Origin of the sequence: Vibrio hepatarius (assembly GCF_011806575.1) — a bacterium.
Lineage (GTDB): Bacteria > Pseudomonadota > Gammaproteobacteria > Enterobacterales > Vibrionaceae > Vibrio > Vibrio hepatarius_A.
Window position 1 is genome coordinate 133,966 of sequence record NZ_JAATOO010000007.1, and the last position, 12,268, is coordinate 146,233.

Consider the following 12,268-nt stretch of genomic DNA (forward strand, 5'->3'; position numbering starts at 1 on the left):
ACAGCCCGCATTTGCGGGCTGTTTTTTTGTCTATTCTGCGTTAGGCCACGTTTTTAAACTGCTGCATAAAAGCGTCTTTGCGCGCGTGGAAACGCTCAACCAGATCGTCTACCGCGCTTTGGTCATAAGGTTTTAGTCCACTTGCGACCATACGCTTAACGCCTTTACCAATCACTTCGCCCTGTTCTTTAAACGCGAAGTTCATTGTGACTACACCGCGTTTACCTTCAACGTCAAAGCTTGCACCAGTAAATTCTACTTCAGGGTGTGTGAGGTCAAAGCGAGTAAACTCCACTTCCATGCTTTCGTAAATCACTAACGGACGTTGGCAGTTGATCATCATCTGCTGTTCTTCCATTAGGGGAACCATGATGTGTGGAAAGTTCATGCCAGAAAACTTGACGTAGTTAGTCACAACGTGCTCGATGAACGCCGCATCGTGGCTCACTTCACCTTCGCGAGACATGTGCAAATACTCTTTGTTATTCGCATCAACCAGCGCACTTTCTTTGTCGCATTTGTTCTCAACTGACAACGCAATCCCGTCGTTAACCATGCCCGAGAAATCAAAACGCATTTTCTTGCTAATGCCTTCTTTGCTTAGCAATACGGCAAACAGTAGGTCACCAGGCACACAAAAGCGTTTGCTGTCTTCATCGTGGATAGGGTTAAAGTCACCCGCTACTTTTTTAGCAAAATGGCTTGCTTGTTGGCGGGTAAATTGGAACTGGTCGTTGTCTTGCGAAAAGTACGGTGTCAGGAACATATTTTCAATCACGTAGCTAAAACTGCGCCGAAGTATACATTAAGCTCACGGTTTAAATGGTCTATCCAGATGGGTAGCTTTATGTGGTTAATTTTAATTCTGTTTAACTAATTGATTGCAATTGGTTTTGTTGTTTTTTCAGAGAGGTTTGTCTGTGTTAGCTGACTTGTCCCCAATCCTTCAGCGTAATTTCATCGGCTTTATATTGGTTGGCAAAATGCTCGATTAACAGCGCTAAATGCGCTCCCGTGTCGCACATGGTATCGGCAACGAGGTCTTCAGAGACATGAATCGCCGAGCCTTGTGGTTGCGCGGCAGTAGCAAGCAAAACCGGAACAATAAACTTATCCGCGCAGGTTGGATGATGCTGTTTAAAACCGAGTGCTTTGTCGTGCGTCTGTTCGATCGGCTCAACAGAGTAATCGCTCGCATCTACATCGAGACAAACGACAAACACCAGCCCACGATAAAGAATCACCGCATCACAGCGCGTATTTAGACTTGGCGTTTCAAGGTTCAACAACAAGCTGCCCGATAGATGCGGAAGCTGCTGCAATTGCTCCTGCAACAATGCGACTGTCTTGCGCCATTTTGCTTGCTCATTTGTCGAAAACTCATTGATAAACGCAGCGAGAGCTGACTCTTCTCCCGTTGGGTTTAATTGAGAGAAGTCATAAATAGACGAAGAATAAACAGGCGCACTCATAGTTAGCTAAATCAGGTTGGCAAGTCGAGGTGGCAGTATAAACAAGCGCCAAAGTAGATGCGACTTGTGGAACGGCAAACTGTGCGACGTGCCATCAGGTGGAGCGGCGCTTTGATACACTTGGTGAATAAATCGACTGATTTTAGTGCTGTATGTCCAATTAAATGGAATTTGGTTGTGATAGTGTCGAGAGATTCGTGCGCGCATCTCGCAAGCTCATAGCGAGCCTGGATAGGCGTAACAGTTCAATGACCCGCATATAATAAGCAAGGAAAGCGAATGAAAGACGAGACTTTATCAATCCACTTTGGTTACGAAACCGACCCAACAACCAAAGCCGTAGCAACACCGATCTATCAAACCGTGGCTTACGAGTTTGACAATGCCCAACACGGCGCTGACCTGTTTAACCTCGAAGTCCCGGGCAATATCTACACCCGCATTATGAATCCGACCAACGACGTGCTGGAAAAGCGTATGGCAGCGTTAGAAGGCGGTATCGCTGGTTTGGTGGTGAGTGCAGGTAGCGCGGCGATCAACTACGCAATCCTGACTTTGGCGCAGGCGGGGGACAACATCGTCTCGACTCCGCAACTCTATGGTGGCACTTACACTTTGTTTGCGCATATGTTGCCGAATCAAGGCATCGAGGTGAAATTTGCCAAAGACGATAAACCAGAGAGTTTGGCTGAGCTTATCGATGAAAACACTAAAGCGGTTTACTGTGAAAGTATCGGTAACCCGGCAGGCAACATCATCGACTTAGAACGCGTGGCTGAACTAGCGCATGCGCAAGGTGTGCCTGTGATCGTAGATAATACGGTTGCGACGCCAGTATTATGCAAGCCGATTGAGTTTGGTGCCGATATCGTGGTGCATTCATTGACCAAATACGTTGGCGGTCATGGTACAACACTGGGCGGAGTGATCGTCGATTCGGGTAAGTTCCCGTGGGCACAACACAAAGACCGTTTCCCTGTTTTCAACCAACCTGAACCGTCTTATCACGGGGTGGTGTACACCGAAGCGTTTGGTGAAGCGGCATTTATTGGTCGCGCGCGTACCGTGCCACTACGAAACACTGGCGCAGCGCTCTCTCCAATGAACGCGTTTATGCTGATGCAAGGGTTGGAGACGTTATCGCTGCGTATGGAAAGACACACTGAGAACGCACAGAAAGTGGCGGAATACCTCAGCGGACACGATAACGTCAGCTGGGTAAGCTACGCTGGTTTGCCATCTTCAGAGCACTATCCGTTGGCAGAAAAATATATGAAGGGTAAGCCTTCTGCGATCTTGTCGTTTGGTTTGAAAGGCGGTTATGACGCTGGCGTACGTTTCTACGATGCGCTGCAGATCTTTAAACGTCTTGTGAACATTGGGGATGCGAAGTCATTGGCTTGTCACCCTGCATCAACCACTCACCGTCAGCTAAGCGAAGCTGAACAGCATCAAGCGGGTGTATCGCCAGAGATGATTCGTTTGTCGGTGGGCATCGAGCACATTGACGATATTATTGCTGACCTAGAGCAAGCGTTGAGCGCTTAAATCTAGTCTATAGCACTAATAACATCGCCAGCCTCAAAGGCTGGCGATGTGCTTTTATTTTCTCGTTCACTCCGAGCTATCTGAGCGGATGAACTCTCCGTAAATATCTTTTCGACGATGTTTTAGGTTGGTGACCGACCCTTCAGTATTGAGCTGTTTTAGTTTGGTCAGGTCGACATCGGCAAAGATGATCATCTCAGTATTGGCGCTGGCTTCCGTGAGCGTTGAATCGTGTGGGAAATAGATATCTGACGGAGAAAATACCGCCGATTGCGCGTATTGAATATCGACGTTGTCTACGCGTGGCAAGTTGCCGACGCTTCCTCCAATCGCGACATAACATTCGTTTTCAATTGCGCGTGCTTGAGAGCAGATTCGAACCCGTTGATAGCCGTTTTTGGTATCGGTCCAAAACGGTACAAAGATGATTTGCACATCTTGCTCCGCCATCATACGCCCAAGTTCGGGGAACTCGCTATCGTAACAAATTAGGATACCGACACGACCTGCATCGGTGTCGAAGACTTTGACATTGTCACCGCCGTCGATCACCCAATCTCTTCGTTCGTGAGGTGTGATGTGGATTTTGTACTGCGCATCAATACTGCCATCACGCTGCAACAGGTAAGAGACGTTATATAACTTCCCGTCTTCAAACACCGGCACGCTGCCCGCGATGATATTGATGTTGTAGGTCACCGCCATCTGCGAGAAGCGATTTTTGATGTCTTCGCTAAATTCGGCCAAAAAGCGGATCGCTTCTACCGAGTTTTGGCCGTTTTTCATTCCCATCAGTGGCGCGTTGAAGAACTCCGGAAACAGGGCAAAGTCGGCTTTGTAGTTGGAGAGTGATGAAACAAAGAACTCGGCTTGGTCCATTAAATCATCCAGGTTGTGCATCGCACGCATTTGCCACTGGACAACACCGATGCGCACCAATGTTTTTTCGATATCGTGAACTGAGGTGATGTCTTCTTCATAGAAGAAGTTATCCCACTCCAGCAGCGTCGCGTAGCCTTGTGATGAGTCGTCTTCTGGCAGGTAACCGCGCATCAAGCGCTTGACGTCAAAGTCGTTAGCAAGCTGGAAAGACAAAATCGGATCGTGTAACTCGCGGCGTTTTACTTTCTCAATGTATTCGGTCACGCTGAGTTTGTCGGCGTGTTTATGGTAATTAGGAATACGTCCGCCAGCGAGAATCGCTTTGAAGTTTTTGCTACGACACAGCTCTTTACGCGCATCGTACAGGCGTCGACCCAAGCGCAAACCGCGGTAATCTGGGTGAACGAAAACATCCAGTCCGTACATCGCATCACCGGTCACTTGGTTTTGAATGACGTTGTTTTCGGTAATGATGTCGGTGTAGACATGGGGTAGAGAGAAGCGGTTGTAATCAACTTTGATCGTCAGCGCTGCGCCAACAATTTTACCATTATCTTCAATGCAGATTTGTCCATCGGGAAACTGGTGGATCAAATCCATAATGGTCATTCGTGGCCAAGAGCCACCTACATCGTGAAACACCAAGTCCATGAGCTCAGCAAGCTCGGGATAATCACTGGCTTCGATTGTTCTAAGTGAGAGTTTAGGTGTGTTGTTATCCATAACCGTGTTCCATTTTTTACAGCATTAAAATTAGCCTAACACAAACAAAACAGATTCTTAATCCACCTTAAAATATTGGACGAGAAAGTCGATCAGTGCTCGGACTGGATGAGCTAAGTGTTTTCGCGATGGATAGAGCAGATACATTTTTAAGCTGGTAAGTTGCCAATCGGGCAATACCCAGTTGAGTTCACCGCGTGCAATTTTTTCATCAGCCAAATATTCCGGTTGCATAGAAACGCCCAGCCCGGCAATCGCGCCGTGCAGTAGTACCGTTGCTTCGTTGGCGCTGACATCACACGACACTTCCACGTCGTGCTTTTGTTCACCTTGGGTTAGTTGCCAGATATGGCGACCAAAGTTTTTGTAGCCCAAACAGCTGTGACTGGTTAAATCTGTTGGGTGGCTGATCTCTGGGTTTGACGCTAGGTACTCAGGCGACGCCACCAGCTTTGAATGACAAATCGCAAAGCAGCGGCCGACCAACGCAGGGTTTGGATCATTGGTAGTACGAATCGCCAAATCAATGCGTTCGCTGACCATGTCGACAGCTCGGTCTTGCGCGTCGATATCGATCTTGACGCCTGGATATTGCTGGCGGAATTGTTGCAACGCCGGCATCAACATCGAAAAGCCAAACGACATACTGACCGAAATACGAACGAAACCTTGCAGACTTTGTTTTGGCATCAGGTTCTCTTCAATCTGCAGGGCTTGTTCCACCCAACGTTGTAACTCCGGCAACATTTGCTCGCCGACGTTGGTCAACGACACCTTACGTGTTGTGCGCTGTAACAGCCGCGCGCCAAGCCAGTTTTCAACCGCTTCGACGTTTCGGGTCACCATAGGCCGAGATATGTCTAAGCGCTCTGATGTCGCAGTGAAGCTCTCGGTCTGTGCCACATCGAGCAGCACCTTGACCGCAGTGAGTCTGTCCATAGATATGTTCGAATTATGAAATAATGATGAAAACAATAGGCTCTTTTTCGAAATAAATCCAGATACTAGTATGTGCTTAAAGAACACAACATGATTAGGAATTAAGAAATGAAAGCGCTAACGACACTTGCTTTACTAATGGCGACCTCTACTGCGGCGATGGCGAAAACGGATTTAACCTTTGACGTCTATAACGCGGATGAACACAGCTTTAACGTTACCTCGACGCTGGTGGTCGGTGAGACAGAAAGTCTGTTGATCGATACGGGCTTTACTCGCGCTGACGCGCTGCGCATTGCGGCAAAAGTGCTTGATGCCGGTAAACCTCTAAAAACGATTTTTATTAGTCAAGCGGATCCAGACTACTACTTTGGCGTGTCACAATTGCTGGAGATTTTCCCTGAAGCACACGTGGTAACCACCGCTGCAGTACGTGAAGCGATCGCCAAAAAACTAGAAAATAAAATCAGTTTTTGGGGACCGAAAATGGGTCTAAACGCGCCGCAAAACCCAAAACTGCCTGAGGTACTAAAAGCAAATAGTTTGATGGTGGATGACGCGAAAATCGAAATTCGTGGCACACAAGGTGTGCTGGCACATCGACCGTACTTATGGGTACCGAGTGAAAAAGCAATTTTAGGTAACGTTGGCATTGTTGAAGGGATGCATGTTTGGATGGCGGACACTCAAAGTGATGCGGAAGTGAATGCTTGGTTGGCGCAACTGGAAGAGATGCAGGCGCTTAAACCTAAATTTGTTGTGCCAGGACATATGACAGCTTCAGGCAAGTTGGATGCGAGCAATATCAGCTTCACACACACTTGGATTGAGCGTTTTGTTTCGGCAAAAAGCAGCAGTAAAAACAGCGCGGCACTCATCGATGCGATGAGTGACTACTATCCCGAACTCGATTCCGATTTTAGCTTAGAGCTTGGCGCACAAGTGCATATGAACGAAGCGAAGTGGTAATCTAACTCCGTGTTTCTGCCGATATTCATATTGAATATCGGCAGGATCGTTTCTTCACAATTTACTCTTCTACGTGATAGCCAAGCTGACCGAGCTCTGCGGCAAAACGTTGCTGGGTTTCAGGCTCTCCGTGGATCAAATGGATGGCTTTAGGCTTATCTGCGATGCCTTGAATAAAGCGCAGTAAGTCGTGTTTATCTGCATGTGCAGAGTAGCCAGACATCGTATGGATTCGGGCGTTAACTTCCGCTTCTTCATTGTCGATTTCGACCAACATGGCTCCTGATTGGAGCTCTTTACCTAACGTCCCCTCAGCTTGATAACCAGCAATCAACAAATCGGTTCGCTCGTCTGGCAGCAATGCCTTGAGGTAATCCATAATCCGTCCACCCTGGCACATCCCCGAAGCGGCCACCACGATCGCCGCTTCCCCAGTTGATTTCAAACGATTGACCAACTTTAAGTGGCTGCGATGGTCGTCAACTGTGACACACTGCTCAAAGGCCAAAGGATGGCGCTTCATACTCAAGCGCTGCTTGGCTTCTTGTCCCCACAGTTGTTTGAAGTGCCGGTATGACTCGGTCACTTTTTGCGCCATTGGTGAGTCGAGTATGATCGGCAAATTGGCGTCGAGTTGGTGAGTGAACACCAGCTGTTCAATATCAAATAGCAGCTCTTGTGTTCTGCCGACACTGAACGCGGGAATCAAGATCGTGCCTCCGTCTGCTAATGAACGGTCAATGATGGCTTTTAGTCGTTCTGCTCGTGCGGCAATGTCTTCGTGTTCCGCATCCCCGTAGGTGGACTCAATGTACAAATAATCCGCCCGCTGAGGAGAGACAGGATCGGGTAGTAGTGGAGTGTTACTCGGACCTAAGTCGCCAGAAAACACAACGATCTCTTGGTTCGGCAAGCGAATCTCAACGTAAGCGGACCCTAAGATATGCCCGGCTGGCTGGAACCGCGCGTAAAGCGTGTCAGATTGTGGTTGCTCAGAAATCTTTGAGGGCAGGGCAAACCATTCTCCATAACTCTTGGCATGAATCAGCTTGGTGATGCTTTTAATAACGTGCGCGGCTTCACGTGAAGTTAAACCTTGCTGTATTTTCAAACCGTCTTCGAGCATCAAAGGTACGAGTTCGGACGTTGCCGCGCTGCAATAGATAGGTTGGTTAAATCCGGAGGAGATCAGCCAAGGCAAGCGACCAATATGATCGATATGGGTATGCGTGAGCAGCAGGGCGTCAATCAGGCTAGTGGTGAAGTCGATTTCGAGTGGTCTATCGTCAATACCTTGAAACAATCCGCAGTCGATCAAAATCGTTTGTCTACCTGCTCGTAGTTCATGGCATGAGCCTGTAACGGTGTCTTTACCGCCGTGGTGGATGACTTCCATATTGCCTTCCTGATGTGCTTTAACTCATTGACTATTATCTCTAACACAACTGGCAAACAAGAAATGGGAGAGGGGAGCCGTTCTGTAAAAATAACCGATGAATCTTAGATTCTCCGTTGCAGATAAGTCATGAACCAAGATCACATAAAGGTTAATAATTACACAGGTATATTCTTTGGATTGCACAATAAATGAGGCTTTAATCACATTAGTGTGAGTAGATATTTACTAGATAGTGAATTGCATACGTCAAACGTTGTTGCTGTATCACAGATAAATTATATTCACCTAATCAATATGAAATTGGCTTTCTACTCTTCTCATTTCAGCCGGAGAAAGTGACTTTAAATGAAAATAAAACTGTGGTTGCAGTCGCTGCCTTGGCGATTGTTATTTGTCGCTGCGTTCTTCATACCAACCCAATCATCAGCTCAGCCAACCCTTCTTTCTGACTACTTCATCGAAACTTGGAACTCGAACAACGGTTTGCCACATAACAGCGTTAATGCAATTGCTCAAACGGAAGATGGTTACCTGTGGTTCGCGACGTGGGAAGGGGTCGCTCGATACAATGGATTGGAGTTTAAGTTATTTGACCGCAGCCGTACGACCTACATGCTTGATTCTGGCTCTCGTGCCTTAACCGCCGAGCAAGGGAATCGCCTTTGGGTCGGTGGCGCGCGTGGCAGTTTTACCTTAAGACAAGGGGCGACGTGGTTTGGGCAAGATGCCGCACCGAGCTTGGTGAATCATATATATCAGGATGAAAACAAAAACCTCTGGCTAGCGATTCAGGACAAAGGGCTAGTTTATCGACCTTATCTTGGTGACGGCGAATACGACCAAGAGCAGTGGTTGTTGCAGGATCTGACTGCTTTTCGGATCACTCAAGGTCGCTCAGGAAAGATCTTGGTGGCGACAGAACAAGGTTTGTATCGCTTACAAGGTATGACGCCTGAATTGATTACCACCCCAGAGTTTAAGCGCGTGCAGTACTTATCGAGAGCGAACAACGGTGACTTATTACTGGGCACAGACAATGGTGCTTGGCGTTGGGACGGGCAAAGTTTAAATGAAATTGATAGTGCGTTACGCAATATCAGTGTAACCGTAATTGAAGAAGATAGCTCAGGTTGCGTGTGGATCGGCACGGTAAACAATGGTGTCGCTCGATACAGTCAGGTTGGCCTAGAGTTTTTTGACGCCAGTAAGGGGCTACCAAACAACCGCATTATCTCTTGGTTTCAAGATATGGAAGGCGGGATTTGGATCGGAACCAATGGTGGCGTAATACGTTTGCGAGAAGCGCCAGTCGTCGCGATCACCACTCGTCAGGGGTTAGCTGGTAACTATGTTCGCAGTGTGTTGGATTTGGACGCGCAGCACCTACTGGTAGGCAGTAGCAATGGCCTAAGCGTAGTGAATAGTCAAACTGGCTACAGCGCAGAAGTGATTTCAGATTCGATTTCGGTACTCAGTCTTGCTGCCATGCAATCAAAGCAAATTCTGGTCGGCACATACCAACACGGTGTGCTGCGTTATCACGACGGTGAACTAACGCCAGAGTTCGATCAACGCAATGGTTTACCGGTGAATGAAGTCAGAGCTATTTTGCAAGACAGCAAAGGGAATCTTTGGTTCGGTACACCTGTTGGGTTGGTACGAGTTTCCCCAGACAACATAATCGACCATTTCACCAACGAGCAAGGCGGGTTAAATGGCAGTTACGTGATGTCTCTTACCGAAGACGAGTTTGGCAACATATGGGTCGGAACGGGTACCGGCGTTAGCTATTTTGACGGTGAGCAATTTGTCTCACTTAATTTAGCGGAACTAGAACAAGCGCAGTACGCATTCGGCTTCTATGTCGAAGCGGGTTTTGTCTGGATCGCGACAGACCGTGGAATCATTCGCTATCGACAAAGTAACGGTGAAATGGCATTAGTTGGTCGTCCTCAAGGATTACCAATTGATAAGTTTTTCCAAGTGGTAAAAGACGATAAAGGCTATTTCTGGTTGACGAGTAACCGAGGAATTTGGCGAATAAGCTACCAAGCCGCCCATCAGATAGCAGACGGCGACACGACGCCAATTGAATTTGAACACTATGATCAAAACGATGGAATGGCGAGTAGCCAAGCCAACGGCGGCTCAAATCCGGCGGCAGTAAAAACTCAAGATGGGACGCTGTATTTTGCTACCGCTAATGGTGTCGCAGCGATTAACTCAGAGCGTTTGACTAGCGCTAGCCAGTACCGCTTTCCGGTGGTGCTGGAATCGGTATCGTTTGATTCGCAAAATGTTAACCGAGATGAATTAGGGCAGGCGCCCGCAGGAACGCATCGTGTAGTGTTTGATTATGTCGGCTTGGGTTTTGTGATGCCCGATCGCCTGCAATATCGAACCAAACTGCAAGGATTTGATAGCGACTGGGTGTACCGGGGCAACGCGACGATAGCGGAATACACCAACCTACCTCCGGGTGACTACCAATTGATGCTAAGCGCTCGCTACCCATACAGCGAATGGCAAGACAACAAACCCTTATACCGCTTTACGGTGGCGCCGCATTTTTGGCAGCGGCTCGATGTTAGACTGGCGACATTCGTCGTTATCATATTTGCGATTGCTTTGCTGGTGCGCTTTAGAATCCACAAGCTTGAAAAGAACGAACATAAACTAAAAGCGCTGGTGGAAGCTCAAACCAAAGAGCTGAGAAAACAAGCTAAAGATTATGAGCGACTTTCGAAAGAAGACGCGTTGAGCCGATTACCCAACCGGCGCGCTTTCGATATCCATCTCAATGAGACGTTTAACCGTGCTCGAAGTAATAGAGAAGAGTTCTATGTTGCGATTTTGGATATCGATTACTTCAAAAAAATCAATGATAGGTACTCGCATATTATTGGTGACAAGGCGGTGGTCGCAATAGCTGAGACTTTAGCCGAGTACGTTGGGGATAGGTCCAAAGTGGCTCGTTGGGGCGGTGAAGAATTTACCATCATGTACAACGGCAAATATGTCTATGACTACTTTGATGCTTTGAGGCAACGCATCGAGCAAAGTGATTTTTCACACGTTGCCGAGGACTTAGTACTGACTGTGAGTATCGGTGTATCGACGAATCAAGGCTCAGACAATTACGAACAAGTGGTGAAGCAAGCGGATCACGCGTTATTGCAAGCAAAACGCAGTGGGCGTAACCGAGTGGAAATCTACGCTGAAAACGAATGCTAGTTTAAGTCACGAAAACGAAAAGCCGGGAGCAAATGTCTCCCGGCTTTTTGTTTTTTTATATTAGATTTTTGACTGAGCGCGATTCAAACGGTCGTGCACCGCAAACCACTCTTCAGTGACCGGTGGGCGCTCTACCCAAATCTCGTCACATTGCAATTTGTCCGCGTCGTCTAGTGAGCGGTAGAGGTCGTGCGAGTACTGCGCGACGTCGCTGGGCATCTGCTTGGCGGTAAACTCGGCGTTTGCCGCTATAGCCGTTAGGTGCAGGTACGCAATTTTGTTACCGTTAGTCTCTGGCAAGTTCTCAGCATCCACCAAACGGACTTTGGTATTCGGCTGGTAGTGACTGGTCACATTGCCCGGTACGGCAACCGAGTGGGCTTTCGGAGACAGCACTTCCTCTCCCAGAGTTTCTGACAATTGCGCCGCGGTAATCGGTCCGGTGCGTAGAATTCGAAATGGCTTTTGCGTCAGGTCGATAATGGTTGACTCCAAACCGTGGGCACAATCACCACCATCCAATACTGCTGCGATCTTACCACCCAGAGAGTTCAAAACATGCTCGGCGGAAGTCGGGCTGAGCTTTTTATATGGGTTTGCCGAAGGAGCCGCGACCGCCATACCGGAAGATTGTAGCAGCGTACTGAACACATCATGCGCAGGCATACGAATGCCAATGGTGTCTAAGCCACCCGTAACCACAGGAGTAACATGAGGCGCTTTTTTCAACAGCAAGGTAACGGGGCCAGGCCAGTAGGCTTGTGCCAAAGTATACGCTTCTTCAGGAATATCGATCGCCCAATCGGTCAATTGCTCCACACGGCCAATATGCACAATCAAAGGGTGATCGGCTGGTCTTCCTTTCGCGGCAAATATCTTTTTCACAGCGTCTGGATTGGTGGCATCTGCGGCTAAGCCGTAAACCGTTTCAGTGGGGATCGCCACGAGCTCACCGCTGGCGAGAATCTCTTTGGCTTGATCAATGTCTTTTTGCTCTAGGGCAGAAAGATAAAGCGTGTTCAATGTTACTTCCTCAGAATTGGTCACGAGAGACCGATGTGCTGCGTTATCCGAGCCCGCGCCGTGCGGTTCAAAACGAAGG

General features: G+C 48.1%; 9 protein-coding genes. 3 read left to right on the plus strand and 6 right to left on the minus strand.

What is annotated here, in order from left to right:
* Positions 1-40 precede the first annotated feature (40 nt).
* Positions 41-766, minus strand: coding sequence for a DUF3581 domain-containing protein (locus tag HCZ42_RS07455; RefSeq protein ID WP_167420098.1), 726 nt, complete (start codon positions 764-766; stop codon positions 41-43).
* 157 nt (positions 767-923) lie between these two features.
* On the minus strand, positions 924-1,472 hold the full coding sequence (locus HCZ42_RS07460; RefSeq protein ID WP_167420099.1) for a hypothetical protein: 549 nt from the start codon (positions 1,470-1,472) through the stop codon (positions 924-926).
* Positions 1,473-1,751: 279 nt separating this feature from the next.
* On the opposite strand from HCZ42_RS07460, the gene HCZ42_RS07465 reads away from it, so the two are divergent.
* Positions 1,752-3,020: an O-acetylhomoserine aminocarboxypropyltransferase/cysteine synthase family protein gene (locus tag HCZ42_RS07465; RefSeq protein ID WP_167420100.1), complete on the plus strand. Its 1,269-nt coding sequence runs from the start codon at positions 1,752-1,754 to the stop codon at positions 3,018-3,020.
* 66 nt (positions 3,021-3,086) lie between these two features.
* On the opposite strand, the gene HCZ42_RS07470 is transcribed toward HCZ42_RS07465, so the two are convergent.
* Together HCZ42_RS07470 and HCZ42_RS07475 are read right to left on the minus strand one after the other, a co-directional pair.
* Positions 3,087-4,625, minus strand: coding sequence for a bifunctional GNAT family N-acetyltransferase/carbon-nitrogen hydrolase family protein (locus tag HCZ42_RS07470; RefSeq protein WP_167420101.1), 1,539 nt, complete (start codon positions 4,623-4,625; stop codon positions 3,087-3,089).
* 57 nt (positions 4,626-4,682) lie between these two features.
* On the minus strand, positions 4,683-5,564 hold the full coding sequence (locus HCZ42_RS07475) for a LysR family transcriptional regulator (protein ID WP_167420102.1): 882 nt from the start codon (positions 5,562-5,564) through the stop codon (positions 4,683-4,685).
* Positions 5,565-5,672: 108 nt separating this feature from the next.
* On the opposite strand from HCZ42_RS07475, the gene HCZ42_RS07480 reads away from it, so the two are divergent.
* Positions 5,673-6,533, plus strand: coding sequence for an MBL fold metallo-hydrolase (locus tag HCZ42_RS07480; protein ID WP_167420103.1), 861 nt, complete (start codon positions 5,673-5,675; stop codon positions 6,531-6,533).
* 61 nt (positions 6,534-6,594) lie between these two features.
* Here HCZ42_RS07480 and HCZ42_RS07485 read toward each other — a convergent pair whose 3' ends face one another.
* Positions 6,595-7,929 (minus strand): MBL fold metallo-hydrolase RNA specificity domain-containing protein, encoded by a 1,335-nt coding sequence (locus tag HCZ42_RS07485; protein WP_167420104.1) that lies wholly within the window; start codon positions 7,927-7,929, stop codon positions 6,595-6,597.
* Positions 7,930-8,277: 348 nt separating this feature from the next.
* On the opposite strand from HCZ42_RS07485, the gene HCZ42_RS07490 reads away from it, so the two are divergent.
* Positions 8,278-11,166, plus strand: coding sequence for a ligand-binding sensor domain-containing diguanylate cyclase (locus tag HCZ42_RS07490; protein WP_167420105.1), 2,889 nt, complete (start codon positions 8,278-8,280; stop codon positions 11,164-11,166).
* A 60-nt stretch (positions 11,167-11,226) separates the two neighbouring features.
* On the opposite strand, the gene HCZ42_RS07495 is transcribed toward HCZ42_RS07490, so the two are convergent.
* Positions 11,227-12,189 carry an L-threonylcarbamoyladenylate synthase gene (locus HCZ42_RS07495; RefSeq protein ID WP_167420106.1) on the minus strand — a complete coding sequence of 321 codons (963 nt, stop codon included), beginning with the start codon at positions 12,187-12,189 and terminating at the stop codon, positions 11,227-11,229.
* Between the last annotated feature and the right edge of the window lie 79 nt (positions 12,190-12,268).